27 protein-coding genes and 1 riboswitch are annotated in these 26,098 nt (G+C 74.4%); of the genes, 15 read left to right on the forward strand and 12 right to left on the reverse strand.

Features of this window, described 5'->3' with window-relative positions; all coding sequences use genetic code 11:
- Positions 1–12 precede the first annotated feature (12 nt).
- Positions 13–906 carry a DUF3152 domain-containing protein gene (locus CBP52_RS08680; protein WP_232514412.1) on the reverse strand — a complete coding sequence of 298 codons (894 nt, stop codon included), beginning with the start codon at positions 904–906 and terminating at the stop codon, positions 13–15.
- 126 nt (positions 907–1,032) lie between these two features.
- Here CBP52_RS08680 and CBP52_RS08685 point away from each other — a divergent pair, with 126 nt between their 5' ends.
- Entirely contained in the window at positions 1,033–1,707 is a 675-nt protein-coding gene (locus CBP52_RS08685; RefSeq protein WP_094180607.1) for a TetR/AcrR family transcriptional regulator, read from the forward strand.
- 110 nt (positions 1,708–1,817) lie between these two features.
- On the opposite strand, the gene CBP52_RS08690 is transcribed toward CBP52_RS08685, so the two are convergent.
- On the reverse strand, positions 1,818–2,786 hold the full coding sequence (locus tag CBP52_RS08690; RefSeq protein ID WP_157732448.1) for an IS481 family transposase: 969 nt from the start codon (positions 2,784–2,786) through the stop codon (positions 1,818–1,820).
- 185 nt (positions 2,787–2,971) lie between these two features.
- Here CBP52_RS08690 and CBP52_RS08695 point away from each other — a divergent pair, with 185 nt between their 5' ends.
- On the forward strand, positions 2,972–3,196 hold the full coding sequence (locus CBP52_RS08695) for a DUF3107 domain-containing protein (RefSeq protein WP_094180608.1): 225 nt from the start codon (positions 2,972–2,974) through the stop codon (positions 3,194–3,196).
- Positions 3,197–3,291: 95 nt separating this feature from the next.
- On the opposite strand, the gene CBP52_RS08700 is transcribed toward CBP52_RS08695, so the two are convergent.
- Entirely contained in the window at positions 3,292–4,053 is a 762-nt protein-coding gene (locus tag CBP52_RS08700) for a ferritin-like fold-containing protein (RefSeq protein ID WP_094180609.1), read from the reverse strand.
- Between the two features lie 300 nt (positions 4,054–4,353).
- On the opposite strand from CBP52_RS08700, the gene CBP52_RS08705 reads away from it, so the two are divergent.
- A complete protein-coding gene (locus CBP52_RS08705; protein WP_232514413.1) occupies positions 4,354–6,126 on the forward strand; it encodes a DEAD/DEAH box helicase in 1,773 nt (590 codons plus the stop codon).
- A gap of 107 nt (positions 6,127–6,233) precedes the next feature.
- Here the strand turns inward: CBP52_RS08705 and CBP52_RS08710 are convergent, their stop codons facing one another.
- Both CBP52_RS08710 and CBP52_RS08715 read right to left on the reverse strand, forming a co-directional pair.
- Entirely contained in the window at positions 6,234–6,860 is a 627-nt protein-coding gene (locus tag CBP52_RS08710; protein WP_094180610.1) for a MarC family protein, read from the reverse strand.
- 93 nt (positions 6,861–6,953) lie between these two features.
- The gene (locus tag CBP52_RS08715; RefSeq protein WP_094180611.1) at positions 6,954–7,793 is read right to left on the reverse strand and encodes a PHP domain-containing protein; all 840 of its coding nucleotides are present in this window, start codon (positions 7,791–7,793) and stop codon (positions 6,954–6,956) included.
- An 82-nt stretch (positions 7,794–7,875) separates the two neighbouring features.
- Here CBP52_RS08715 and CBP52_RS08720 point away from each other — a divergent pair, with 82 nt between their 5' ends.
- Complete coding sequence (locus tag CBP52_RS08720) at positions 7,876–9,465, forward strand: aminopeptidase P family protein (protein ID WP_094180612.1); 1,590 nt, start codon at positions 7,876–7,878, stop codon at positions 9,463–9,465.
- 4 nt (positions 9,466–9,469) lie between these two features.
- Here CBP52_RS08720 and CBP52_RS08725 read toward each other — a convergent pair whose 3' ends face one another.
- On the reverse strand, positions 9,470–10,108 hold the full coding sequence (locus tag CBP52_RS08725; protein ID WP_232514414.1) for a stage II sporulation protein M: 639 nt from the start codon (positions 10,106–10,108) through the stop codon (positions 9,470–9,472).
- A 116-nt stretch (positions 10,109–10,224) separates the two neighbouring features.
- Entirely contained in the window at positions 10,225–12,150 is a 1,926-nt protein-coding gene (locus CBP52_RS08730) for an adenylyl cyclase (protein ID WP_094180613.1), read from the reverse strand.
- Positions 12,151–12,276: 126 nt separating this feature from the next.
- Between CBP52_RS08730 and CBP52_RS08735 the strand changes: the two genes are divergently transcribed.
- From CBP52_RS08735 to CBP52_RS08765, 7 genes are read left to right on the forward strand one after another with little or no spacing between them, the layout of a single operon-like run.
- Positions 12,277–13,584, forward strand: a complete 1,308-nt coding sequence (locus CBP52_RS08735) for a magnesium transporter MgtE N-terminal domain-containing protein (RefSeq protein ID WP_094180614.1) — start codon at positions 12,277–12,279, stop codon at positions 13,582–13,584.
- Entirely contained in the window at positions 13,577–14,137 is a 561-nt protein-coding gene (locus CBP52_RS08740) for a DUF1003 domain-containing protein (RefSeq protein WP_094180615.1), read from the forward strand. The genes CBP52_RS08735 and CBP52_RS08740 overlap by 8 nt, the downstream gene beginning before the upstream one ends.
- Position 14,138: 1 nt before the next feature.
- The gene (locus CBP52_RS08745) at positions 14,139–15,314 is read left to right on the forward strand and encodes an Mrp/NBP35 family ATP-binding protein (RefSeq protein ID WP_094180616.1); all 1,176 of its coding nucleotides are present in this window, start codon (positions 14,139–14,141) and stop codon (positions 15,312–15,314) included.
- A 55-nt stretch (positions 15,315–15,369) separates the two neighbouring features.
- Positions 15,370–16,215: a DeoR/GlpR family DNA-binding transcription regulator gene (locus CBP52_RS08750; RefSeq protein WP_198303422.1), complete on the forward strand. Its 846-nt coding sequence runs from the start codon at positions 15,370–15,372 to the stop codon at positions 16,213–16,215.
- Positions 16,212–17,429, forward strand: coding sequence for a galactose-1-phosphate uridylyltransferase (gene galT, locus CBP52_RS08755; RefSeq protein WP_232514415.1), 1,218 nt, complete (start codon positions 16,212–16,214; stop codon positions 17,427–17,429). The genes CBP52_RS08750 and galT overlap by 4 nt, the downstream gene beginning before the upstream one ends.
- Positions 17,426–18,598: a galactokinase gene (gene galK, locus CBP52_RS08760; RefSeq protein WP_094180618.1), complete on the forward strand. Its 1,173-nt coding sequence runs from the start codon at positions 17,426–17,428 to the stop codon at positions 18,596–18,598. Before galT ends, galK begins: the two co-directional genes overlap by 4 nt.
- A gap of 59 nt (positions 18,599–18,657) precedes the next feature.
- Entirely contained in the window at positions 18,658–18,894 is a 237-nt protein-coding gene (locus CBP52_RS08765; RefSeq protein WP_198303423.1) for a hypothetical protein, read from the forward strand.
- Positions 18,895–18,899: 5 nt separating this feature from the next.
- Here CBP52_RS08765 and CBP52_RS08770 read toward each other — a convergent pair whose 3' ends face one another.
- Positions 18,900–19,712, reverse strand: coding sequence for an exodeoxyribonuclease III (locus CBP52_RS08770; RefSeq protein WP_094180619.1), 813 nt, complete (start codon positions 19,710–19,712; stop codon positions 18,900–18,902).
- A 184-nt stretch (positions 19,713–19,896) separates the two neighbouring features.
- On the opposite strand from CBP52_RS08770, the gene CBP52_RS08775 reads away from it, so the two are divergent.
- The gene (locus CBP52_RS08775; RefSeq protein ID WP_141322239.1) at positions 19,897–20,652 is read left to right on the forward strand and encodes a D-Ala-D-Ala carboxypeptidase family metallohydrolase; all 756 of its coding nucleotides are present in this window, start codon (positions 19,897–19,899) and stop codon (positions 20,650–20,652) included.
- 20 nt (positions 20,653–20,672) lie between these two features.
- Here CBP52_RS08775 and CBP52_RS08780 read toward each other — a convergent pair whose 3' ends face one another.
- The 4 genes from CBP52_RS08780 to CBP52_RS08795 all read right to left on the reverse strand — a co-directional run bounded on the left by CBP52_RS08780 (position 20,673) and on the right by CBP52_RS08795 (position 24,121).
- The gene (locus tag CBP52_RS08780) at positions 20,673–21,047 is read right to left on the reverse strand and encodes a hypothetical protein (protein ID WP_157732553.1); all 375 of its coding nucleotides are present in this window, start codon (positions 21,045–21,047) and stop codon (positions 20,673–20,675) included.
- Between the two features lie 149 nt (positions 21,048–21,196).
- Positions 21,197–22,078, reverse strand: a complete 882-nt coding sequence (locus CBP52_RS08785; protein WP_094180622.1) for a bifunctional methylenetetrahydrofolate dehydrogenase/methenyltetrahydrofolate cyclohydrolase — start codon at positions 22,076–22,078, stop codon at positions 21,197–21,199.
- Between the two features lie 2 nt (positions 22,079–22,080).
- Entirely contained in the window at positions 22,081–23,364 is a 1,284-nt protein-coding gene (gene glyA / locus CBP52_RS08790; RefSeq protein WP_094180623.1) for a serine hydroxymethyltransferase, read from the reverse strand.
- A gap of 72 nt (positions 23,365–23,436) precedes the next feature.
- Positions 23,437–23,526: riboswitch (ZMP/ZTP riboswitch) on the reverse strand.
- A gap of 79 nt (positions 23,527–23,605) precedes the next feature.
- Positions 23,606–24,121, reverse strand: a complete 516-nt coding sequence (locus CBP52_RS08795; RefSeq protein ID WP_094180624.1) for a MarR family winged helix-turn-helix transcriptional regulator — start codon at positions 24,119–24,121, stop codon at positions 23,606–23,608.
- A gap of 39 nt (positions 24,122–24,160) precedes the next feature.
- On the opposite strand from CBP52_RS08795, the gene CBP52_RS08800 reads away from it, so the two are divergent.
- The 3 genes from CBP52_RS08800 (at position 24,161) to CBP52_RS08810 (ending at position 26,001) form a co-directional block, all read left to right on the forward strand.
- Positions 24,161–25,108 (forward strand): DMT family transporter, encoded by a 948-nt coding sequence (locus tag CBP52_RS08800; RefSeq protein WP_198303424.1) that lies wholly within the window; start codon positions 24,161–24,163, stop codon positions 25,106–25,108.
- A gap of 75 nt (positions 25,109–25,183) precedes the next feature.
- On the forward strand, positions 25,184–25,531 hold the full coding sequence (locus CBP52_RS08805; RefSeq protein ID WP_094180625.1) for a helix-turn-helix transcriptional regulator: 348 nt from the start codon (positions 25,184–25,186) through the stop codon (positions 25,529–25,531).
- The gene (locus CBP52_RS08810) at positions 25,528–26,001 is read left to right on the forward strand and encodes an SRPBCC family protein (RefSeq protein ID WP_094180626.1); all 474 of its coding nucleotides are present in this window, start codon (positions 25,528–25,530) and stop codon (positions 25,999–26,001) included. The genes CBP52_RS08805 and CBP52_RS08810 overlap by 4 nt, the downstream gene beginning before the upstream one ends.
- Positions 26,002–26,098: the final 97 nt, after the last annotated feature.

Consider the following 26,098-nt stretch of genomic DNA (forward strand, 5'->3'; position numbering starts at 1 on the left):
GGGCCGGCGCGGTCAGTCCTGCGGGAACGGCCAGGCGTTCGGCAGGCACGGCTTGACCGCGTACGACTGCTGCTGCATCACGTCGGCGACCGCCCCCGCGGCGGTGCAGGGCCGGTGCGGCCGGCCCAGGAGGTGGCCGACCTCGTGGTTGACCAGGTACTGCCGGTACGAGGTGCGGTCGTCGCCGTAGTCCTGGACGGCCTCGACCCAGCGCCGGAAGTTCAGCGCCGCGTGCCCGTTGCGGCCGCACGAGACCTGACCCGCCGTGCGCAGCGGCGCGCACATCTCGTCGACGAGGTCCGGCGACGCGAGCACGACGCGCACGTCCGGCTCCGCGTCCGTGACCTCGAAGGCCACCGACCCGTCACCGCCCCACCCGCGACCGTCGGTGAGCGTGGTCATGACGAAGTCGGCGAACACCGCCGGGTCGACCGGCAGGCCCTTCTCGACCTCGACGCGGACGCGCAGCACCCGGTCGGTGCCGCCGGCCGCGTCCGCATGCGCGCGCTGCGCGGCCGGGACGACGACGAGCTCGCCCGACGCGTGCTCCGGCACGTCCGCCGCGAGCAGCCCCGCCGCGACGTCCGCCGCCGTCAGCCCCGGTGGCACGGTGGGGGCCGGGCTCGCGGCCCGGGTGGTCGCGGTGCTCGGGACGCCCGGGGAGGTGGGGCCCGGCCCGGCGGGACGCGACGGGCCGACGAGCGGTCGGTCACCCGCCGCGCCGCGAGCGGCGGCACCGCCCCCGCGCACGGCGACGTCGAGCGCGTCGAGCGTCGCGGCGGGCGGCCGGGCGACCGGCTCGGCCGCGCTCGTCGTCGGCGGTCCGGCGACCACCCACCCGGTCCCCGCGCCCGCGAGCAGGGCCCCCACGACGACGGTCGCGGCGCGTGCCCGAGCGCGGCGCACGACCGCCCCCCGGACGCCCGCGGACGTGCGTCCGGGCGCGCTCGGGTCACTCGTCCGGTGCACTCGCGGCGGCCTCACCCCGACATCGTCGCATCCCGGAAACGTTCGGTGGCTAGCATTCGCGGCATGGCCGAGCCCCCGAGCGAGCTGACGCCGCGACCCCGCACCGTCCGGATGTCGGGAGGCGAGCGGCGCGCGCAGGTGCTCGAGATCGCCCAGGAGCTCTTCGCGAGCGAGGGCTTCCACCACGTCTCGATGGACGACATCGCGGACCGGGCGATGGTGAGCAAGCCCGTGCTGTACCGCCACTTCCCGTCGAAGCTCGACCTGTACCTGGCGGTCGTGGACCGCTGCGGGGCGGACCTCATCGCGGCGGTCGAGCAGGCCGTGGCACCCATCGAGCAGGGGCCCGTGCGCCGCGGCGACGGGCAGGCCGTGATCGCGGCGATCGTCCGCGCGTACATGACGTTCGTCGAGGTCGCGGGCGAGTCGTCGGGCCTGCTGTTCGAGTCGGACGTGACGCGCGACGCCGACGTGCGCAAGCGCGTCGAGCACGCGTCGTCGGTCGCGGCGCAGCGGTGCGCGGCCGTGCTCGAGCCCGTCACCGGCCTGCCGCCCGCGGACTGCGACGTGATCGCGGTGTCCCTGATCTCGCTCGCCCAGGGCGCCGCGACGCACCGGCTGCGGGGCGCGCAGGTCGCCGACCCGCGCGCGTCCGAGCACGCGGCCGACCTCGTGACGCGGCTGGCGTGGGCGGGCGTCCAGGGCCTCGTGCGGGCGGACTTCTCGTACGACGAGTAGCGCCCCGGATCCGGTGCGGGACGGCCGCGCGGGCGCCACGGGGTGCAGGGTTTCGCTGGTCGCGGACACGGCGTGACCGTGCGCGGCAGCCGCCTAGGTGTACTCGGCCATCACGTTGGTGACAGTCGGGTGACGGGGGCGGCGCCGACGGCGTGGTGGTGACGTTCAGTGTTGTACTCGTTGAGCCAGGTGGTGAAGGCGGTGGTTCGCTGGTCGTTCGAGGTCCATGGATGCCGGTAGGCCCATTCGCTGGCGAGGGTGCGGTTGAATCGTTCGACCTTGCCGTTCTGCCAGGGGCAGTGGGCCTTGATGAACCAGTGCGCGGTCTGGTGCGCGGCGAGCACCGCAGCGACCTCGTGGGCGTGTGCGTAGGACCAGTGGTTGTCGGTGAGGACGGCTCTGACGGGTGTGCCCAGCGCGGCGAAGTGGGTCAGGGCACGGTCGATGAAGCCCGCGCAGGTCGCGCCTTTCTCGTCCGGCAGGATCTCGGCGTAGGCGACTCGTGAGTAGTCGTCCACGGCGGCGTGGACGTAGTCATAGCCGATCAGCGGGCGCTTCTTCTTCGCGGCCTGGGTGCCGGCTCGCCCATGCGCTCTCCACCCACCGCCTTGCGGGATCCGCCCGACCTTCTTGACGTCGACGTGCACGAGGTCACCCGGGTGCGCGTGCTCGTAGCGGACCGCGGTCACCTTCGACGCCCGGATCGGCTCACCGCTGATCGGGTCGCACTGCCACAGGTAGGGCACGTGGGCGCGGCGCAGGATCCGCGAGACGGTCCGCGCCGGCACTCCGGTCGCCCGCGCGAGCTCGTCCGGACCGCGCCGCAACCGCTCACGCGCAGCGAGCACGAGTGCGACCCGCTCAGGGCTGGTCACCGCCGGTGACCGTCGCGGACGCGAGGACCGGTCCTGCAGACCGGCACGGCCCTGCGCATCGAAACGAGCCACCCACCGATGCGCGCACTGGCGCGAGACACCCAGCTCGCGGGCGACATGAGCGACCGGGCGCCCCTGCACCCGCACCCGCTGCACCAACAACCATCTCCCATGCGGCGTCAGCCGCGCATTAGCGTGAACCACGAGGGCCTCCGGATCGTGAAGACGAGACATCTCCACTACGCCGGAGGCCCTCGCCCACGTCAACGCCCTGTCACCAACGTGATGGCCGAGTACACCTAGGATCGTCGCGAGACCAGCAGGCCGGGTCCGGGCGACCGGGTCACGGCGACGTGTCGCGCACGTGGTGGCGACGGAGGGAGACGGGCGTGGAGATCACGATCGGCGTGCAGAACGCGGCGCGGGAGATCGTCCTGGAGAGCGACCAGACCTCCGACGAGGTGTCGGCCGCCGTCGCGGCGGCGCTCGCCGGCAAGCCCGCGCTCGAGCTCACCGACAGCAAGGGCCGCCGGGTGATCGTGCCCACGGCGTCGCTCGCGTACGTCGAGGTCGGCGTCGAGGCCAAGCCGCGCGTGGGCTTCGGCTCGATCTGACGGGCCCGCGCCCGGACTGACGCGACCACCAGGCATCGGGCGCCGCCAGGCATCGGGCCCGGCGGCGTCGTGGCGGCCGTCAGGCCGTCAGGCCGTCAGGCCGTCAGGCCCAGGCGGCTCATGCGCCGCGTGTGCTGCGCGGTGAGCTCGCCGAACACCTTGGCGGGTGCGTTGGGCGTCGTCGTGCCGGCGGCCGACGCGTTGCCGCCGTCGCTCGGCGCGCCGACGGGCTCGGCGGCTGCGGCCGCCACGAGCCGCTCCAGGGCCGGGCGCTGCGTGATGAGCCGCTGGACGGTCCCGAGCGCCTCACCGACGAGGCGGCGGCCCCACAGGGCGAGCCGCGACGACAGCACGCCGTCGCCCGATCCCGCGGCGTCGAGCTCTGCCACCGCGAGCTCGGCGTGCGACGCGTCGTCGAGCACCTCGAGCACGACCGCGCGCGAGCGCTCGTCGAGCCCCTGGGCGGCGATGCGGCAGAAGTCGTCCGCGACGCCGTAGCCGACGTACGCCTTGAGCAGCCGCTCCCACCAGGAGCTCGGCTGCGTGCGCTCGTCGAACTCGGTGAGCACGTCGTCGAACTGGCGCATGCTGGCCGCCGGGTCGGCCCCGAGCTCCGCGACGCGAGCGAGGACGCGGTCGCGCCGCTCCACCGCCGCCGCGGCGAACCGCGACAGCGCGAGCCGCTGCTCGACGTCGGGGGCGAGCGCGCAGTCCCCCGCGAGCCGGACGAACGCGGTGTGCTCGAGCTGGGCGACCAGGCCCAGGAGCTCCACGGCGTCCGCCGTGGCGGCCGGCGCCGAGGACCTGGCCGAGGACGAGGACGGACCTGCGGGCGGGGTCGGCGCGGCGTTGCTCATCCGAGGATCGTAGAACGCCCGGACGCCCCGCGGCTGAGACGCTGGTCACGCGACCGGGCGACGCCCGCCCGGTGGGGGGTGCTCGTCGGCTACCCTGGACGGGTACATCGGTTGCCCGGTCGACCACGACCCCCTCGCACGCCCCTGTCGCCCCGCGACGAGGCGGAGACCGCGAGCTCGACAATCCGCGATCGGCTGCCGGCCACCCGTGGCGCCCCGCTGCGCCCGGCGCGCGCGACCCGTCCCCACGGCGCGCCCGACCGGACGGCGCGCGGCCGCCACCCGCACCGAAGAGCACACGTGACCCAGACGCAGACGAACCTGCCCGCCGACGACCTCGGCGCCCCCGACGAGACCACCAGCGAGCACGCCTCGGCCCTCGCAGCCCCCTCGACCCGCCCCCTGGTGAGCACGGCCTCGTCCGTGCAGGCCGTGGACGCCTCCTTCGCCGACTTCGACGTCCGGCCCGAGATCGTCCAGGCGCTCGCCGACGCGGGCATCACCCGCCCCTTCCCCATCCAGGCGATGACGCTGCCGGTCGCGCTGTCCGGCCACGACATCATCGGCCAGGCCAAGACCGGCACGGGCAAGACGCTGGGCTTCGGCGTCCCGCTCCTGCACCGCATCGTCGCGCCGGGCGAGGAGGGCTACGACGCGCTGCGCGCGCCGGGCAAGCCCCAGGCGCTCGTCGTCGTCCCGACGCGTGAGCTCGCCGTCCAGGTCGCGGGCGACCTCGCGACCGCGTCCGCACGCCGGGACGTGCGCGTCGTGCAGGTCTACGGCGGGCGCGCGTACGAGCCGCAGATCGACGCGCTGAACAAGGGCGTCGACGTGGTCGTCGGCACGCCCGGCCGCATGATCGACATGCTCAAGCAGCGCCACCTCGACCTGTCCCACGTGCGCACGGTCGTGCTCGACGAGGCCGACGAGATGCTCGACCTGGGCTTCCTGCCGGACGTCGAGACGCTGCTCGCGGCCACGCCCGCGACGCGCCACACGATGCTGTTCTCGGCGACCATGCCCGGCCCGGTCGTCGCGATGGCCCGCCGCTACATGTCGCAGCCGACGCACATCCGCGCGCAGGACCCCGACGACGACGGCAGCCAGACCGTCAAGAACATCAAGCAGGTGGCGTACCGCGCCCACGCGCTGGACAAGGTCGAGCTGCTCGCCCGCATCCTGCAGGCGCGCGGTCGCGGCCTGACGATCGTGTTCGCGCGCACCAAGCGCACGGCCGCGAAGGTCGCCGACGAGCTCGTCGAGCGCGGGTTCGCCGCGGGCGCGCTGCACGGCGACCTGGGCCAGGGCGCGCGTGAGCAGGCGCTGCGCGCGTTCCGTCACGGCAAGGTGGACGTGCTCGTCGCGACCGACGTCGCGGCGCGCGGCATCGACGTCGAGGACGTCACGCACGTCATCAACTACCAGTGCCCCGAGGACGAGAAGACGTACCTGCACCGCACGGGCCGCACGGGCCGCGCGGGCAACAAGGGCACGGCCGTCACGTTCGTCGACTGGGACGACATGCCGCGCTGGGGCCTGATCGACAAGGCGCTCGGCCTCGGCGAGCCCGAGCCCGTCGAGACGTACTCGAGCTCGCCGCACGTGTACACCGACCTCGACATCCCCGAGGGCGTCAAGGGTCGACTGCCGAAGGACAAGCAGACGCGCGAGGGTCTCGCCGCCGAGGCGATCGAGGACCTGGGCGAGACCGGCAAGCGCACGCGCCAGGGCGCGTCCGGTGGGCGCGGCGGGCAGGACGGCTCGCGCGGCCGGTCCGACGCGCGTCCGGCCCGCGACACCGCCGGCGAGGGTGACGGCGCCCGCCGTCGTCGTCGCGGCGGCCGCGGCCGGGGCGCCGGCGAGGCCGGCGCGAACGAGAACCGTGCGGGCGACCGTGCGGGCGAGGCCGGTGGCACCGCTGCCGCACCCGCCGGCACCCCGCGGTCCGACGAGGGCGGCGAGCCGCGCGCACGTCGCTCGCGCAACCGTCGTCGTACGCGCGGCGGCCGCCCCGCGGGCGAGTCGGGCGCGGACGCCGGCGCGAGCGGCGCAGGCGAGCCCGCCGGCGCCTGACCGCGCACCGCCGGCCGGCCGGCCGCGCAGACGAACGAAGGCCCCCGCGCTCCACGGCGCGGGGGCCTTCGCGCGTCGTCAGGCGGTGCGCGGCGGGCCGGGAACGGTCAGGACGCGTCCTGCACGAACGCGACCACCGCGTCGGCGATGAGCTGGACCGCGATCGCGGCGAGCAGCAGACCCGCGATGCGGGTGACGAGGATGGTGCCCGAGTCCTTGAGCACGCGGTGGATCACGTTGGCGAACCGCATCGCGAGGTAGAGGGACACGTGCACCGCGACGACCGCGAGCGCGATCGCCGTCCAGTCCCCCACGGTGCCGTCGGCCTGCTTGACGAAGACCATCGTCGCGACGATCGCGCCGGGACCCGCGAGCAGCGGTGTGCCGAGAGGCACGAGCGCGACGTTGACCTTGGCGTTCGGTGACGCCTGCTGCTCCTCCATCTTGCCGGTGAGCAGCTCCATCGCGATGAGCAGGAGCAGGAGCCCGCCGGACGCCTGCAGCGCCGCGAGCGAGATGTGCATGTACGACAGGATCGACTGGCCGAAGATCGCGAACGACACGATCACGCCGAGCGCGACGGCGACGGCCTGCCACGCGGCCCTGTTGCGCTGCTTGCGCGTCATGGCGCCCGTGAGGCCGAGGAAGATCGGCACGGTCCCAGGCGGGTCCATGATGACGAACAGCGTGATGAAGACCGACGCGAACAGGCGCGGGTCGAAGACCTCGGTCACGGGCGCACCCCGCTCACGCCGTCGCTGGTGCGCGCGTGCGCGCGTGCGCTCATGTCGGCCGCCGGGCCGCTCGTACCGGTCGCTGCGCCGGGGTCACCGGACCACCTCACTCGTGCCTCGTTCCTCGATCACGGCCAGGATCTCCGGCCGGGTGAGATTCTCCCCCAGCTCGTTGGCCTTCCCCGCACCGTGGTAGTCGCTGCCGCCGGTGACGAGCAGACCGAGCCGGTCGGCGATCGCGCGCAGCCGCTCGCGCTGCGCGGGAGAGTGGTCGCGGTGGTCGACCTCGAGGCCGGCGAGGCCGGCGGCAGCCAGCTCGTCGAACGTCTCGTCCGGCACGATGCGGCCGCGCGCGTCGGCGCCCGGGTGCGCGAAGACCGCGACGCCACCGGCGGCGACGATCGCGCGGACCGCGTCCGCGGCGGCGGGCGCGTAGTGGGGCACGTGGTACGGCCCGTCGGCGCGCAGCAGGTGGGCGAACGCCGTGCCCCGGTCCGGGACGACCCCGTTGGCGACGAGCGCGTCCGCCACGTGCGGGCGCCCGACGGTCACGGCGTCACCGGCCTGCGCGAGCACGTCCGCCCAGGTGATCGGCACGTCCGCCGCGAGGAGCTCGACCATGCGCTCGGCGCGTGTGACGCGCGCGTGCCGCGTGGCCTCGAGCTCGGCGACGAGCGCGGGGTGGTCCGGGTCCTGCAGGTAGGACAGCAGGTGGACGCTCACGCCGCGCCACCGGGCGGACACCTCGGTGCCGCGCACGAGCGCGATGCCGTGCTCGCGCGCGGCGCGCGCGGCGCGCGCCCAGCCGACGGTCGTGTCGTGGTCGGTGAGCGCGAGCACGTCGAGCCCGGCGCGCGCGGCCGCGGCGACGAGCTCGGCCGGGCTCTGCGTGCCGTCGGACGCCGACGAGTGGGCGTGCAGGTCGATGCGCACCCCGGAACCGTATCGAGCCCGGTCGGCGCCTCGCGCGCCGGGCGCCGGACGGGTCCCGGGCACGCGGTGGGAAGATGGTCGGATGAGCGACGACACCGCAGCCACCGACGCGACGACGACGGCTCCCGCGGGCGCCGGTCCGGGCGCCCCGGGCTGGCAGGAGGGCCAGCCGGTCGAGGAGCGCGGCGCGAACCGTTCGCAGCGGCCGGGGTCGGCGGCGTTCCTGGAGTTCGTGACGTCCGGCTGGGCGCCGCGCCCCGCGTCCGGGGTGACCCGCGGTCCCGCGGCGGACTTCACGTCCGCGCGGCGCAGCGCGCTGTCCGGCAAGTTCCCGGGCCGCCGGCTCGTCGTGCCCGCCGGCACGTTCAAGGTGCGCTCGAACGACACGGACTACCGGTTCCGCCCGCACTCCGCGTTCGCGCACCTCACCGGGCTCGGTGTCGAGCAGGAGCCCGACGCGGTGCTCGTCCTGCACCCCGTGGCCGACGGCACGGGCGACGACGGCAGCGGTCACCACGCGGTGCTGTACCTGCGCCCGCTCGCGGGCCGGGACACCACCGAGTTCTTCTCGGACTCGCGCTACGGCGAGTTCTGGGTGGGCGCGCGTCCCACGCTCGAGGACGTGGAGACGCTCACGGGCATCAGCACCCGGCACCTCGACGACCTGCGCGACGCGCTCGCCAAGGACGTCGGGTCCGGTGGCGTGCAGCTGCTCGTCGTCCCCGAGGTGGACCCGGCCGTCGAGGCGGTCGTCGAGGAGATCCGTCGGCAGGAGGCCGAGCGGGTGGCCGAGCAGGAGGACCGCGACGAGCACCTGGTCGAGGCGCTGTCCGAGCTGCGGCTCGTCAAGGACGCCCACGAGGTCGAGCAGATGCGCCTCGCGGTCGCGACCACGATCGAGGGGTTCGAGAAGGTCGTGCGCGCGCTGCCCGCGGCGCAGGCCCACGCGCGCGGCGAGCGCGTGGTGGAGGGCACGTTCGTCGGGCACGCGCGCCAGGAGGGCAACGCGGTCGGCTACGAGACGATCGCCGCCGCCGGCGAGCACGCGACCACGCTGCACTGGATCGACAACGACGGGCAGGTCCGCGCGGGCGAGCTGCTGCTGCTCGACGCGGGCGTCGAGGTCGACTCGCTCTACACCGCGGACCTCACGCGCACGCTCCCGGTCGACGGCGTGTTCACCGAGGTCCAGCGCCGCGTCTACCAGGCGGTCCTCGACGCGGCCGACGCCGCGTTCGCCGCGGCCGTGCCGGGAGCCCGGTTCCGCGACGTGCACGCGGCGGCGATGGAGGTCATCGCCGCACGTCTCGACGAGTGGGGCCTGCTGCCGGTGCCCGCCGCGCAGTCGCTGCACCCCGACAACCAGCACCACCGCCGCTGGATGGTGCACGGCACCAGCCACCACCTGGGCCTCGACGTGCACGACTGCGCCCAGGCACGCGCCGAGCTCTACCTCGACGGGGTGCTCGAGCCGGGCATGGTGTTCACGATCGAGCCGGGCCTGTACTTCAAGTCCGACGACCTGCTGATCCCGGAGGAGTACCGGGGCATCGGCGTGCGCATCGAGGACGACGTGCTGATCACCGCGGACGGCAACGAGAACCTCTCGGCGGCGCTGCCGCGCGACCCCGACGCGGTCGAGGCGTGGATGGCGGGGCTGCTCGGGCGCTGACGCGCTACGCGGCGGGGCCGGTCGTCGTCGGACCGGCCTCGCCGGACGCGGCGGGCGGCTGCTCGGCGGGCGCCGGCCGGTCGACGGGCGCGGGCTGGTCGGCCGGCACGGGCTGGTCCACCTGCGCGGGCTGGACCGGGCGCGGGGGCCAACCGGACACGACGCCGCCCACCTCGCCGAGGAGCTGACGCGCCTGGTTCGCCTTCTCCGCGTGGCACAGCACCGCGTAGGACGCGGCGACGATCTGGCTCGCGGACGTGAAGTCGCGCCGCCCGCGCGTGAGCGAGTAGGTCAGCACGGAGAACATCAGGCCGAACGCCCCGCCGATGAGGATCGCGGGCAGGAACGGGCTCGTGCCGCCGGGCTCGGAGAACAGCGACAGCAGGATGCCCACGAACAGGCCGAACCACGCCCCGGAGACGAAACCGCCGGACGCGGCACGCGGGTAGGACAGCCGCCCGGTGACGCGCTCGACCATCTGCAGGTCGGCGCCGACGATCGTGACCATCTGCACGGGGAACGCCTTGTCGGCGAGCAGGTCGACGGCCTTCTGGGCCTGCGCGTACGTGTCGTACCGCGCGACGGTCTCGCCCTGCGGGGGGGTCGGGGTGCGCGGGATGCGGGACTGACCGGTGAACGCCATGGCCCGATCCTCCCCCGCCGACCTGGCAGTGCGCCAGGCGCGCCCGTCGGCCCGGCACGCGACGCGCGAGCGCGTGCGTGCCGGGCCGCGGGAGCGCCGGGGCCGGTCCCGAGCGCTCAGGGGTACTGCGCGACGAACGCGGGCGTCCCGGTGTTCGTGGCGTCCACCTGCGCGCCGGTGTCGTTGACGACGTGCCGCACGGTGCCGGCGCTGAGGTTGACGGTCATCACGTGGTGCAGGCGTACGCCCGGGCGGCGCGGCACCTCGAACCCACGCTCGGTGACGACCGACGGGTTGTTCTGGTTGAACACGTACACGCCCGCACCCCACACCTCGTGCGTGCGCACCCGGTCGCCGACCTTGTAGCCCGCCCAGCCGGGCGTGCCGTCGGGCTTCGTCCAGTCGGCCTGCGTCGGCGGGTCGTAGGGCAGCTCGTTCTGGAACATCACGACGCGCCCGCGCTCGCCGTTCCAGACGAGGTTGTGGCGCTGGAAGTGCTCGACGAACAGGCCGGTGGCGGTGACGTCGTCGCCGTTCACGACGACGCCCGTGCGGCCGATGTTGGTGCGCCAGCGGTCGGTGTCGCCGTTGACGCCCTCGGTGAACCCCTCGACGCCGTGGTCGGCCCGCCAGACCCAGGTGTGGTCGACGAGCACGTGGTCGGCGTCGACCTGCAGCGCGACGTCCGTGCTGCCGCGGTGCGGCCCGCCGACGCGGAAGTACACGTCGGACAGGGTGATCGGGTCGCGCCGGCTCGCGGCGGCGGCGTGCGGGCCGTGGTGCGTGCCGGCGACCCGCAGCAGGGCAGGCGACCTCGTCGGACCGGCGTCGACGGTCAGGCCCGCGACGACCACGCCCGGCACGTCGGCGACCACCAGCGGGACGGCGCCGCGCACCGAGGTGAGCGTCGCGTGCCCGAGGCCGAGCACGACCGTGCCGGGGCGTCGCACGGTGATCGTGCGCGCGACGTCGTAGAGCCCGGGGGTGAGCAGCAGGTGCTTGCCGCGCGCGAGCTCGCGGTCGAGACGGGCGGCGTCGTCGCCGGGACGGGCGACGTAGAAGTCGCGCAGCGGGACCGACCGGCCGGGTGTCGTCCCGTCGGCCCACGTGACGCCGCGGCTGCCGCGCGCCACCGACGGCACGCGGACCTGCCACGCGCCGCGCGCGTCGACGTACAGGTAGGGCTTCTCGCGGCTCACCGGCGTGGTGTCGAGGGTCGTGTACGGCGGGTCGGGGAACGTCGCGTCGTCGGGTGCGCCCTCGACGCCCGCGAAGACCTGGTTCCACACCGCGTTGGACCACGAGCGCACCTCGCTGTCGCGTGTGAGCCACTGCTGCTGGGAGCCGTTGACGACGTCGCCGAACCGCGAGTCGGCGATGAACCCGCCGCTCGCGTACTGGGGACCGGCGGTGCAGTAGTCCATGAGCGAGAACGCGGGGTCGCCGGGGTCGGCGCGCACGTCCAGGCGGCGCACGGACACGGCCTGCGAGACGGCCCAGAAGTTCGCCGTCGAGCGGCAGCCGTCCTGGCCGGTGACGTCGATGTCGAGCGTGAGGTTGGACAGCGTGCGCCAGAAGTTCACGAGCGCGAGGCAGTTCGGGTTCGCGGGGTCGTCGGACAGGCAGCGGTTGTACGTCTCGATCGTGCCGTGCACGACGACGTCCCCCGGCGACGCCCCGAGGCCCGCGACCTCGGTGTAGTAGCCGACGCGGACGTGCAGCGGCTGCTCGGCGGTCCCGTACTCGCCGGGCAGGAGCAGCAGGCTGGCGCGGCCCGTGCCCATCTCGGCGTCGACCTGGCGGGCGTGGACCTCGTCGAACGCGGCCTGGACCTGGGCGACCGGCATGCTCGGGTCGAGCACGACGACGTTCGCGCCGAGGTCGGGACGCGTGGGGTCGGGACGCGTGGGACCGGGTGGGCCGGGACGGGCGCCCGCGGCGGCGGGGGCCGCGACGAGCGCGGCGACGACGAGGCTGACACCCGCGGCGAGCGCCGCGCGTCGGCGGACGCGTCCTGCTGGTGCGGTGGCGTGGTGGTGCACGGTGATCCTCTCCGTTGAGCTCGACCGGACACACCGGAGCAAACCACACCTGCTGACCGATCGGTAAGTGATGTGGTGAAACGTGTCCACGACCCCGCCCGGTGCCCCGGCGTCTAGGCTGACCGCGTGAGCAGCGTGGGCACCCGGGTCTTCGTCGCGCGCCTGGCCGGTACCACGGTCTTCGACCCCCTCGGTGACCAGGTCGGGCGCGTGCGCGACGTCGTCGTGCTCGTGCGCCCCAAGGGCGCACCGCGCGCGGTCGGGCTCGTCGTCGAGGTCCCCGGCAAGCGCCGCGTGTTCCTGCCCCTGACGCGCGTCACCGCGATGGACCCGGGCCAGGTCATCTCGACCGGCCTGGTGAACATGCGGCGCTTCGAGCAGCGCGCGTTCGAGACCCTCGTCGTGAGCGAGCTGCTCGACCGCACGGTCGACCTGGCGGACGGCAGCGGGTCGGCGACGATCGAGGACGTCGCGATCGAGCTGCAGCGCAACAACGACTGGGTGGTCACCAAGCTCTTCGTGCGGCGGGTCGTCCCCGGCCACCGCGGCCTGCTGCGCCGCCGCGGCGAGACGCAGCTCGTCTCGATGGGCGAGGTCACCGGCCTCGCCCGCGCCGCCGGCCAGCAGGGCGCCGAGCTGCTGCTCGCGCAGTACGAGGACCTCAAGCCCGCGGACCTGGCGGACGTGCTGCACGACCTGGGCACCACGCGCCGGCTCGAGGTCGCCTCGGCCCTCGACAACGACCGGCTCGCGGACGTCCTCGAGGAGCTGCCCGAGGACGACCAGGTCGCGATCCTCCAGGGCCTGGAGATGGGCCGCGCCGCCGACGTCCTCGAGGCCATGGAGCCCGACGACGCGGCGGACCTGCTGGGCGAGCTGCCCGACGAGCAGGCGGCCGAGCTCCTCGAGCTCATGGAGCCCGAGGAGGCCCGAGACGTCCGGCGCCTGCTCGCGTACGAGGACAACACCGCGGGTGGCCTCATGACCACCGAGCCGGTGATCCTGGGCCCCGAGACCCCGATCGCCGCGGCGCTCGCGCACGTGCGCCGCCAGGACCTGACGCCCGCGCTCGCGTCGATGGTGTTCGTCGCGCGCCCGCCGCTCGAGACGCCCACCGGGCGCTACATCGGCGTCGTGCACCTGCAGCGCATGCTCCGCGAACCCCCGCACGAGGCGATCGGGTCGATCGTCGACACCGACATCGAGCCAGTCGAGGCCGGCAAGCCGCTCATCGCCGTGACCCGCCAGCTCGCGACGTACAACCTGCTCGCGCTCCCGGTGGTCGACGCCGACAAGCGCCTGCTCGGCGCGGTGTCGGTCGACGACGTGCTCGACCACCTGCTGCCCGAGGACTGGCGCGAGCAGGACGACGAGGAGCACGCCCTGCGCACCACCCCCGCCCGCCCGGCCCGACCGGTGGTCGGTCGTGGCTGAGCGCCTCGACCAGCCGCGCGAGTCGCGGCGACGCCTGTCGCTGCCGCGCCCGAACGCGGACCAGGACGCCGCCGGGCGCGCGTCGGAGAGCATCGCGCGGTTCCTCGGCACGCCGTCGTTCATCTTCTGGCTGACGATCTTCTGCGCCGCGTGGCTCACCTGGAACGCCGACTGGGGCCCGGACCGCCCGCGGTTCGACAGCTCCGCGAACGGCTTCACCGTCCTGACGCTCATGCTGTCGCTCCAGGCGTCCTACGCCGCACCGCTCATCCTGCTCGCGCAGAACCGGCAGACGGACCGCGACCGCGTGCAGGCCGAGCAGGACCGGCAGCGCGCCGAGCGCAACCTCGCGGACACCGAGTTCCTCGCGCGCGAGGTCGCCGCGCTGCGCATCGCGCTGGGTGACGTCGCGACGCGCGACTTCGTGCGCTCCGAGCTGCGCAACCTCCTCGAGGAGCTCCTGGCCCAGCCGGAGGAGGACGACGCCGAGGACGCCGAGCCGGGCGGGGCCCGGGCCGGACGGCCCGGACGGGGCGCGCCGCGGCCGACCTAGCATGGTCGCCGTGCCCCCGACTCCCGCCACCGACGCCGCGCTCCTCGACGCCGTGCGCTCCGCGCTCGCCACGGTCCAGGACCCCGAGATCCGCCGCCCGATCACCGAGCTCGGCATGGTCCGCTCGGTCGACCTCGGCGCACCCACCGCGACGGGCGGCGCGCGCGTCGTCGTCGGCATCGACCTGACGACCCCCGGCTGTCCGCTCAAGGAGACCCTGACGCGGGACGTCTCCGCCGCGGTCGCACGGGTCGACGGGGTTGACGAGGTGGCCGTCGAGCTGGGCGTCATGACCGCCGAGCAGCGCGCGGACCTGCGTCGCCTGCTGCGCGGCACGGACGCGGAGCCGACGATCCCGTTCGCGCAGGCCACGTCGCTCACGAAGGTGTTCGCGATCGCGTCCGGCAAGGGCGGCGTGGGCAAGTCGTCCGTGACGGCGAACCTCGCGGTCGCGATGGCGGCGGACGGCCTGCGGGTCGGCGTGGTCGACGCCGACATCTACGGCTTCTCGATCCCGCGCATGCTGGGCGTGGACCGGCCGCCGACGAAGGTCGACGACATGCTCCTGCCGCCGGTGGCGCACGACGTCAAGGTCGTCTCGATCGGGATGTTCGTGCCGCCGGGCCAGCCCGTGGTGTGGCGCGGGCCGATGCTGCACCGTGCGCTGCAGCAGTTCCTCGCGGACGTGTTCTGGGGCGACCTGGACGTGCTGCTGCTGGACCTGCCGCCGGGGACGGGTGACATCGCGATCTCGGTCGCCCAGCTGCTGCCGGGCTCGCAGATCGTCGTCGTGACGACGCCGCAGGCGGCGGCCGCGGAGGTCGCCGAGCGCGCGGGTTCGGTCGCGGTGCAGACCCGTCAGCAGGTCGTGGGCGTGGTGGAGAACATGTCCTGGCTCGAGCAGCCGGACGGCTCGCGGCTCGAGCTGTTCGGCTCGGGCGGCGGCGAGCACGTCGCGGCGCGCCTGACGCAGCTCACGGGCGGGACCGTGCCCGTGCTGGGCCAGGTGCCGATCGACGTGACGCTGCGCGAGGGCGGTGACGTGGGCGAGCCGGTGGTGCTGAGCCACCCGGACTCGCCCGCGGCGGTCGCGCTGCGGCAGGTCGCCCGCACCCTGGGCACCCGTCAGCGCGGGCTCGCGGGGCGCTCGCTCGGCCTCTCCCCCGCGGGACGCTGACGGACCCACCCGTCCGGGTGTTTGTTTCTGTTGGGTCATGTGCGACGATGTTCGAGTGCTGGCGACCCAACGACAAGAGCTGATCCTCGCGGCCGTGCGCGCGCACGGTGCCGCACGCGTGTCCGACCTCGTGGACGACCTCGGCGTCTCGGACATGACGATCCGGCGGGACATCGCCGAGCTCGCGCGCGCCGGCCTCGTGCGCCGCGTGCACGGCGGGGCCGTGGCGCCGGAGGGCACGCGGGCGTCAGACGAGCCCGGCTTCGAGGTCAAGGTCGAGCACGCCGGGCCGCAGAAGACCGCGATCGCGCGCGCCGCGCACGCGGACCTCGAGCCCGGCCAGACCGTCGCGCTGTCCGCCGGCTCGACCACCTACCGGCTCGCCGAGCTCGTCGCGCAGGACGCCGCGCTGCGCCCGTTCACGGTCGTCACCAACGGCCTGCGCATCGCCGACGTCCTGCACCGGGCCGTCGCACCGCGTGACCTCGAGGTCGTCCTCACGGGCGGCGTGCGCACCCCGTCCGACGCGCTCGTCGGACGCGTCGCCGACGCCGTGCTCGCTCTCCTGCGCGTCGACCGCGCGTTCCTCGGGGTGCACGGGCTCGACGAGTCCGGCCTCACCACGCCGAACCTCGCCGAGGCCGCGACCGACCGCGCGCTCATGGGCTGCGCGGCCGCGACCACCGTGCTGGCGGACCACACCAAGTGGGGCACGGTCGGTCTCGCGAAGATCGCCGACCTCGAGGAGGTCGACCTCGTCGTGATGGACGACGAGGCCCCCGCCGCGGCCCGCCGCCTGCTCACCGACCGCCTGCAGACGGTCGTCGTCGGCGACGATCCCGCCGGACCCCCCGCGGGTGCCCCCGGCACCCTTCCTCCGCACGTGGGAGACGACGCATGACCACCCGCACGAGCACGACCACGGCCACGCCCGCAGGCACCCCCACCGCGAGCGCCGGCGTGCGCGTCACGAGCACCACGCTCGCCGACGGCCGCGAGCTGCTCTACTTCGACGACTCCGAGCCCTACGTCTCGGGCGCGGCGACACGCCGGCTGGACGACCCGCGCCCGCTGCCGGACCGGTTCGCGCCCGACGCGGACGGCGTCGTGCCCACCGGCCCCGAGCTGCGGCGCGACCCGCTCACGGGCGAGTGGGTCGCGATGGCGGCGCACCGCATGAACCGCACGTTCCTGCCACCCGCGGACGCGAACCCGCTCGCACCCGCCCGGCCCGGCGCCGCGTACCAGGACGGCGAGATCCCCGCGGAGGACTACGACGTCGTCGTGTTCGAGAACCGCTTCCCGTCGCTGCTGCGCGTGCCCGGAGTGCTCGACGAGGTGACGCTGCGCGACGACGAGCCGCTGTGGCAGACGCGCCCCGCGGTGGGCCGCTGCGAGGTCGTGTGCTTCTCGGCGGACCCGACCGCGTCGCTGCGGACAGTCGGCCCGCGCCGGATGCGCACGGTCATCGAGGCGTGGGCGCACCGCACCGCGGCGCTCAACGCGACCGAGGGCGTCGAGCAGGTCTTCGCGTTCGAGAACCGCGGCAAGGAGATCGGCGTCACGCTGCACCATCCGCACGGGCAGATCTACGCGCTGCCCTACCTCGCGCCCCGCACCGCGACCATGCTCGCGGCCGCGAGCGAGCACCGCGCGCGCACCGGCCGCCTGCTGGGCCGCGACGTGCTGGACGCGGAGCTGCGGCACGCCACGCGCGTCGTCCTCGAGTCCGAGCACTGGGTCGCGTACGTGCCGTTCGCGGCGCGCTGGCCCGTCGAGGTGCACCTGGTCCCCCGCCGGGACGTCCCCGACCTGCCAGCCCTCGACGACGCCGAGCGCGCCGACCTGGCGACCACCTACCTCGAGCTGCTGCGGCGCCTCGACCTGTTCTTCGTCGACGACGACACCGCGGTCCCGCTGCCGTACATCTCGGGCTGGCACCAGGCGCCCGCGCGGCAGGGACGTGACGACTGGCGCCTGTCGCTACAGGTGTTCTCGGTGCTGCGCGCCCCCGGCAAGCTCAAGTACCTCGCGGGCGTCGAGTCCGGCGTCGCGGCCTGGGTCAGCGACACGACGCCCGAGCGCATCGCGGCGCGGCTGCAGGAGCTCGCATGACCACGTGGGTGCCCGCGTGGGACGCGGGGACGGGCGAGGAGCGCGCCCGTGCGGTGTTCGACACCGCGTTCGGTGTCGCGCCTGACGGCGTGTGGTCGGCACCCGGACGCGTCAACCTCATCGGCGAGCACACCGACTACAACGGCGGCCTGTGCCTGCCGGTCGCGCTCGCGCACCGTACGTTCGCGGCCGTGCGCCGCCGCGGCGACGGCACGGCGCGCATGGCCTCCGCGTGGGACGCGAGCGTCGTGACCGCGCTCGAGCTCGCGTCGGTCGCCCCCGGTGCCGTCGCCGGCTGGACCGCGTACGTCGCGGGCGTCGCGTGGGCGCTGCGCGAGCGCGGGCTGCCGGTGGCGGGCTTCGACGTCGCGATCGACTCGTGCGTGCCCGTCGGCTCCGGGCTCTCGTCCTCTGCCGCGCTGTCCTGCTCCGTCGCGCTCGCGCTCGACGCGGTGAACGCGCTCGCGCAGGACCGCGCCGCGCTCGCCGCGGACTGCGTACGCGCCGAGAACGAGATCGCCGGTGCACCCACGGGCGGCATGGACCAGGCCGCGGCGCTGCGTGCCGAGCCGGGCCACGCGCTGCTGCTCGACTGCCGCGACCAGTCGGTCCGGCACGTGCCGTTCGACCCGGCCGCCGAGGGCCTCGCCCTCCTCGTGATCGACACGCGCGCCGAGCACGCGCTCGTCGACGGGCAGTACGCGGCGCGTCGGGCGACGTGCGACGAGGCCGCGCGGCTGCTCGGCGTGGCCACGCTGCGCGAGCTCACCGACGCCCCGGGGGATGCCGAGCACGCGATCGTGGCGCTCGACGACGGGACGCCCGACGGCGAGCTCCGTGCGCGCCGGGTACGGCACGTGCTGACCGAGATCGCGCGCGTCCGCGAGTTCGTCGCCCTCCTCGACGCGGGCCGTCTGCGTGACACCGGTCCCCTCCTCGACGCGTCGCACGCCTCGCTGCGCGACGACTACGAGGTGTCGTGCCGCGAGCTCGACGTCGCGGTGGAAGCCGCCCGGGCCGCGGGCGCGCTCGGTGCACGCATGACGGGCGGCGGGTTCGGCGGCTCCGCCATCGCGCTGGTCGAGGCGGACGCGCTGGTCACCGTCGCGGACGCGGTCGCCGCGGCGTTCGCGCGCGAGGGCCTGCGAGCCCCGGCCTTCGTCGCCTGAGCCCTTCCCCTGCTCGTCGGACATCCACGGATGCTCGCCGCCGCCGAAGAGCTCACCCCGTGATCCTCGCCGAACGCCCGACGAGCATGAACGCGTCCGTGCGGTTCCTCGTGTGGGGCTCGATGCCGCTCGGCAGCCTCCTCGGCGGGTGGCTCGGGCACACGACGAGCGTCCTGACGACGCTGTGGGTCGCCGCCGGCATCGGCCTCGTCGCGACGCTGCCCGTCGTCGTCTCCCCGCTGCTGCGCTCCCGCGACCTGCCGCCGGCGCCCGTGCACGGCACGCCGCCCGGCTGACCCGCCTACAGGTCGTACTCGACGACGAGCGGCGCGTGGTCGGAGAACCGCGCGTCGTACGTCGCGGCACGGTCGACCGTCGCGGCGACCGCGCGGTCCGCGAGCGCGGGCGTCGCGAGCTGGTAGTCGATCCGCCAGCCCGCGTCGTTGTCGAACGCCTTGCCGCGCCACGACCACCACGTGAACGGCCCGGGGCCCTCGCCGCCGAGCTCGCGGCCCAGGTCGCGCCAGCCCAGGCCGTCGAGCCAGCGGTCCAGGTAGGCGCGCTCCTGCGGCAGGAACCCGGCCGACTTGAGGTTGCCCTTCCAGTTCTTGATGTCGGCCTCGCGGTGTGCGATGTTCACGTCCCCCGCCACCACCACCATCCGGCCCGCCTGCGCGAGCTCCGCGAGGCGCGCGGTCACCACCTCGAGGAACGCGTACTTCTCGTCCATCGACGGTGTGCCGAGCGTGCCGGAGTGGATGTACGCCGAGACGACCGTGAGCGTGCGCGGCCCCTGCCCGTCGTGCGCGTCGACCTCGAGGTCGGCCTCGACCCACCGACCGCAGTCCCCGGGGACACCGGTGCCGAGCCCGACGCGCACCGCCGTCATCGGCAGGCGCGTCGCGATCGCGACGCCCGAGCGCCCCTTCGTCACCGACGCCTCGTGCGCGAGGTGCCACTCGCCGGGAGACAGGTGGTCGGCGAGGATCTCGTCGGTGGCGCGCACCTCCTGCAGCAGCAGCACGTCCGGCTTGCGCGTGTCGAGCCACTCGCCCATCCCGCGGCGGAACGCCGCCCGGATGCCGTTGACGTTGACGGTCGCGATCGTGAGCACAGCAGTCCTTCCTCGGCGCGCGGGCCTCCCGCGGTCGTCCGGGACGATCCTGCCTCACCGGCGGGACGACCTCGTCGGCGTATCAGGACGGACCCCGCACGGCACCTTGTCCCACGTACGCTGCCGCGAGCCCCGACCCGCGACGCCCCACGACTGGTCCCGCGCCCAGCGGTCAGGAGGCGACATGGTCACGATGAACGGGTGGTCCGACGCCCGCGAGTCGAGCGTCACGCGCATCGTCGTCGGCGACGACGCGAACGGCGCCACCGTGCGCGACGGCGACGTCGCCCGCGCGTTCGTCTGGCTCCTGGAGCAGCTGCACGAGCGGGTCGAGAAGGTCGCCGTGGTCAACGGCTGGCGCTCGAGGGCGTTCAACACGCAGGTGGGCGGCGCCGCGGGCTCCAACCACATCTCCGGGACCGCCGTGGACGTCAACGGGGCGAGGCACCCGTTCGAGCTCCACCAGCCGCGGGGCACCCCGTACGTGTCCGGCTTCTCGGCCGCGCAGGAGCGCGCGGTGCGGGACGTCCTGCGCGACGCCGGCGGGCTGTTCGTCTGGGGGCTGGACTTCCCCCGCGGGCGGCGCGACGCGATGCACTTCGAGCTCGCCAGGGGCACCACCCTGGCGGACGTCCGCGCGTTCGTCGGACGCGTCACCGAACAGAAGTCGGGCCCGGTCCCCGAGGAGGACGACATGCCGACCGTCGACGAGATCGCCCGTGCGGTCTGGGGGTACAAGAACAGGGAGCTCGAGCGCGTCGACACCTACGCGCTGCTGCGCCGCACCAACGCGAACGCGCAGGCCGCGGCCAAGGGCGTCGTCGACGTCAAGCTGCTGGCCGAGGCGATCGCGCGCGCCCTGCCCGCCGGGGCGATGACGAAGGCGCAGGTCAACCGCGTCGCGCGGGTGGCCGCCAAGGACGTCCTGCGACAGGCGTGAGCGAGCCGGTGACCGGGTCGTCAGTCGTCGCGCCCCGACTCGTCCGCGAGCCGGTTCTTCCAGCGCTCCTCGACGTCGCGTGCGGCCTCGGCGTACGAGCGCTCCGCCCGCTCCTGGTCACGCTCGACCTGGGCCGCGGCCTCCTGCGCGGCGAGCGCCGCGATGTCGACGTTCGTCGCGAGCTGCCAGACGCCCGCGAGCGTGACCACCAGCCCGATCAGCGCCGCGACGATGCCGAGCACGACGAGCGCGGTGGTCCCGTCGGTGTCGACGTACCCGCGGGACGCCTGCGCGATCTGTGACAGCCAGCCCCACACGCTCGCCAGGGCACCGAGGACGAGCATCGCCACGCCCCACACGAGGACCTTCGCCGAGGGTCCGAAACTGCGCGCCATCGCACGTCCCTTCGTCGCGCCCACGGACGCGGGCGACCTGGTCGCAGCGTAGGGCCGCGGCGGCCGGGCGCGTGGGCGTTCCGCAGTGCTCGTCGCACGGACGTGCGAGAGCCCCGACCGGCGACCGGTCGGGGCTCTCGCACGCGTCGTCAGCCGGCGAGCCGCTCGGCGGTCTCGACGACGTTGCTCAGCAGCATCGCCCGCGTCATGGGGCCGACCCCGCCCGGGTTCGGCGAGACCCAGGCGGCGATCTCCTTGACGCCCGGGTGGACGTCCCCCACGACCCGCGACCTGCCGGTCTCCGGGTCGGTCGCCCGCGAGACGCCCACGTCGACCACGACCGCGCCCGGCTTGACGATGTCCGGCGTGATGATCCCGGGCACGCCCGCCGCGGCGACGACCACGTCGGCGTTGCGCGTGTGCTCCGCGAGGTCGTCGGTGCCCGTGTGGGTCAGCGTGACGGTCGCGTTGACGGCCCGGCGCGTCAGGAGCAGACCGATCGACCGGCCGACGGTGACACCGCGTCCGACGACGACGACGTCCGCCCCGTGCAGCGAGATCCCGTGCCGCTCGACCAGCTCGACGATGCCGCGCGGCGTGCACGGCAGCGGGCTCGTGATCGGCTCGTTGACCCGCAGGACCAGGCGACCGAGGTTCGTCGGGTGCAGGCCGTCGGCGTCCTTCTCCGGGTCGACGAGCTCGAGCACGCGGTGCGTGTCGATGCCCTTCGGCAGCGGCAGCTGGACGATGAAGCCGGTGCACGCCGGGTTCTCGTTGAGCCGGCGCACCGCCGCCTCGATGTCCTCCTGCGTCGCGTCGCCCGGCAGCTCCTCCTGGATGGAGGCGATGCCGACCTCGGCGCAGTCCCGGTGCTTGCCCGCGACGTACCACCGGCTGCCCGGGTCGTCGCCGACGAGCAGCGTGCCGAGGCCGGGGGTCACGCCACGCGCGGCGAGCGCCGCGACGCGCTGCGCGAGCTCCGCCTTGATGGCCGCCGCGGTGGCGGTCCCGTCGAGGATCTGGGCCGTCATGCTCAGTACTGCTTGAGCGTCGGGTACAGCGGGAACTCGGCGGTGAGCGTGGCGACGCGCGCCTGCAGCGCCGCCAGGTCCGCCTGCTCGCCGCCGACCAGCGCGGTCGCGATGATGTCCGCGACCTCGGTGAACTCGACGTCGCCGAAGCCGCGCGTCGCGAGCGCGGGCGTGCCGATGCGCAGGCCCGAGGTGACCATCGGCGGGCGCGGGTCGTTCGGGACGGCGTTGCGGTTCACCGTGATGCCGGCCTCGTGCAGGAGGTCCTCCGCCTGCTTGCCGTCGATCGCCGCGTCGCGCAGGTCGACGAGCACGAGGTGCACGTCGGTGCCGCCCGACCGGACGGTGATGCCGGCCGCCGCGACGTCGGCCTGCGTGAGCCGCTCGGCGATGATCGCGGCGCCGCGGACCGTGCGCTCCTGGCGGTCACGGAACTCGGGCGAGCCGGCGACCTTGAACGCCACGGCCTTGGCCGCGATGACGTGCATGAGCGGACCGCCCTGCTGGCCCGGGAACACCGCGGAGTTGATCTTCTTCGCGAGGTCCGGGTCGTTGGTCAGGATGAAGCCCGAACGGGGGCCGCCGATCGTCTTGTGCACGGTCGAGGACACCACGTGCGCGTGCGGCACCGGGGAGGGGTGCACGCCCGCCGCGACGAGGCCCGCGAAGTGCGCCATGTCGACCCACAGGTACGCGCCCACCTCGTCGGCGATCGCGCGAAATGCCGCGAAGTCGAGCTGACGCGGGTACGCCGACCAGCCCGCGATGATGACCTTGGGCTTGTGCTCGACGGCGAGGCGGCGGACCTCGTCCATGTCGACCAGCGAGGTCGTCTCGTCGACGCCGTACGCGACGACGTCGTACAGCCGGCCCGAGAAGTTGATCTTCATGCCGTGCGTGAGGTGGCCGCCCTGGTCGAGGGCGAGGCCGAGGATCGTGTCGCCGGGGCGGGCGATCGCGTGCAGCACGGCGGCGTTCGCGGTCGCGCCCGAGTGCGGCTGGACGTTCGCGAACTGCGCGCCGAACAGCGCCTTCGCGCGCTCGATCGCGATGTTCTCGGCGATGTCGACCTGCTCGCAGCCGCCGTAGTAGCGGCGGCCCGGGTAGCCCTCGGCGTACTTGTTCGTCAGCACGGAGCCCTGCGCCTGCAGGACGGCGAGCGGGACGAAGTTCTCGCTCGCGATCATCTCGAGCGTGCCCTGCTGGCGCGCGAGCTCACCGTCGAGGACGGCGGCGATCTCGGGGTCGAGGTCGGCGATGTTCTGGTCGAGCACGTTGTCGCTCATGCGGCTGCTCCTGTCGCAGTCAGGTGCGGGCGCGCTCGGCGCCACGCACACGGACGGTCCGGTGATGAGGCGACCGAGGGCCCAGGCGTCCGACCCCGTGGTCCAGCTGCTGCGTCGCTCCCCGGTGGTGACCCACCCGTTGCGCCAGTCACGACGCGCCCAGGGTACCAACCCCGGCGCGACCACCCACCGCCTTTCCCACGCGCTGCGCGCGCTCGTCGATCCCTGCTGCGGCGCGCGGTCAGGGGGTGGGTGGGGGTTCGAGGTGGGTGAGCCAGGTGCGCAGGATGCGGGCCAGCGTGGCGGCGTCGCGGGGGTCGAGGGCCGCCAGCAGGCGGTGCTCGTTCGCCATGTGGTCGGTGAACGCGGCGTCGATCAGCTCGCGGCCGGCCGGGGTGAGCGCGACGAGGCGGGCACGCGCGTCGTCGTCGGACACGCGACGCGAGACGAGCCCGGCGCGCTCGAGCCGGTCGATGCGCTTGGTCATGCCGCCGGAGGTGACGAGGGTGTTGGCGGCCAGGTCGCCCGCGGTCCGCTCGAACGGCTCGCCCGCGCGGCGGAGCGTCGCGAGGACGTCGAAGTCACCTTCCGAGAGCCCGTGCTGCCGGTACACGGCGACGAGCTCGTCGGTCAGGTGCCCGGCGACGCGGTGCAGGCGACCGATGACGCCCTGCGGCGACGGGTCCAGGTCGGGGCGCTCGCGCCGCCAGGCGGCCTGGATCAGGTCGAGCCGGTCGGGTGGAGGTGTGGTGGGCACCGCCCCACACTATCTTCCGGGCAAGATATATTGTCTTCCATGGAAGGCAATCTGCGGCTCATGGCGCTCACCGCCTACGCGCCGCTCACCTGGGGTGCGAGCTACTACGTCACCCGGCACCTGCTGCCCGCGGACTCGCCGCTGTGGGGCTCCGCGCTGCGCGCGCTGCCCGCCGGCCTCGTGCTCCTGCTCGTCGCGCGCCGCCTGCCCCGCGGTGCGTGGTGGTGGCGCTCGCTCGTGCTCGGGACCCTCACCATGGGCGCGTTCTTCGTCCTCGTGTACGTCGCCGCCCAGCTGCTCCCGACGAGCGTCGCGGCGACCGTCATGGCGACCTCGCCCCTGGTGATGATGCTGGTGGCGTGGGCCCTGGTCGCGCAGCGGCCGGCTCTGCCGGCGGTCGCAGGAGGCGTGCTGGGGCTCGTCGGGGTGGGTGCCATGGTGCTCACGGGCGGGACGTCGCTCGACGCGCGCGGGCTGGTCGCCTCGGTGTCCGCGATGCTCATGTCGAGCGTCGGGTTCGTGCTCGCGCAGCGGTGGCGCGACGACGACGTGGACGTGGTCTCGTCGACCGCGTGGCAGCTCGTCGCCGGCGGGTCCACGCTGCTGGGGGCCGCGCTCGTCGTCGAGGGCGCTCCCCCGCACCTCGACGCACCCGCGTGGGCCGGGCTGGCGTTCCTCTCGGTCGCGGCGACCGCGCTCGCCTACCTCGCGTGGTTCGCGGGCCTGCGTCGCCTCCCGGCCGGCACCGTGGGCCTCGTCGGCCTGCTCAACCCGGTGGCCGGCCTGGCGCTGGGCCTGCTCGTCGCGCACGAGCGGCTCGCCCTCCAGCAGGCCGCCGGCGCGCTCGTCGTGCTCGCGGGCGTCGCCCTGGGCCACCCCGCGCTCGCCCGTCGCGGCACGGTGCGCACCGTCGAGGCCCCCCTGCCGGCACAGGAGCGCGAAACCGACCCCACCGCACCCCTTGCGGTCCGGTCCGGCCGGGCGTAGCGTCCTATTCAACTTGTAGGTTGAATACTCGAACTGGAGGGACGACGGCCGACGAGAGCCGGCCGTGAGGACACCGTGGCGGAGGACGACGAGCGGCTCGACCGGGCCTTCCTGGCCCTGGCCGACCCCGTGCGCCGCCAGATCGTCGCGCGGCTGTCGCGCGGCCCCGCTACCGTCAACGAGCTCGCCGAGCCGCACGCCATCTCGCTGCAGGCGGTCTCCAAGCACATCCACGTGCTGGAGCAGGCCGGACTCGTCACCCGCACGCGCGACGCCCAGCGCCGGCCCGTGCACCTGGCCCCCGAGGCGCTCGAGCGTCTCACCGCGTGGATCGACCGGTACCGACTGGTCCACGAGCGCAGGTTCCGGTCCCTCGACGCGCTGCTCGCGCAGGACCCCGCCCAGCGGGAGGATCCGCCATGACCCACCCCGTGCACGTCGACGCACCCGCCGGCGTCCCCTTCATCGACATCACCCGCGAGTTCGACGCGCCCGTGTCCCGTCTGTTCGCCGCCCACGCCGACCCGGCGCTCGTCGCGCGGTGGATGGGCCCCGACGGGCTCGGCACCGACGTCACCGAGTGGGACTTCGTCTCCGGCGGGCGCTGGAGCTTCCAGCAGACCGAGCCCGACGGCGAGACGTACGCGTTCCGCGGCACGTTCCACACCGTGCGCACCGACGAGCTCGCGATCCAGACGTTCGAGTTCCTCGGGTTCCCCGACGTCGTGTCGATCGAGACCCTGCGCTTCGTCGACCTGGGCGACGGTCGTACGCGCCTCGAGATCCACTCCGTCTACCCCACGGTCGAGGCACGCGACGGCATGGTCGCGAGCGACATGGAGCGCGGCCTCACCGAGGGCTACGCGCGCCTCGACGCGATCGTCGCGGCCTGACCGGCCGCACCACCACCAGCACACCACCACCAGCACACCACCAGCGCACCACCACCAGCACACCCACCCCGACAGCACGCACCACGAAGGAGCACGA

Origin of the sequence: Cellulomonas sp. PSBB021 (genome assembly GCF_002240455.1) — a bacterium.
In the GTDB taxonomy this organism is placed as follows: domain Bacteria; phylum Actinomycetota; class Actinomycetes; order Actinomycetales; family Cellulomonadaceae; genus Cellulomonas; species Cellulomonas uda.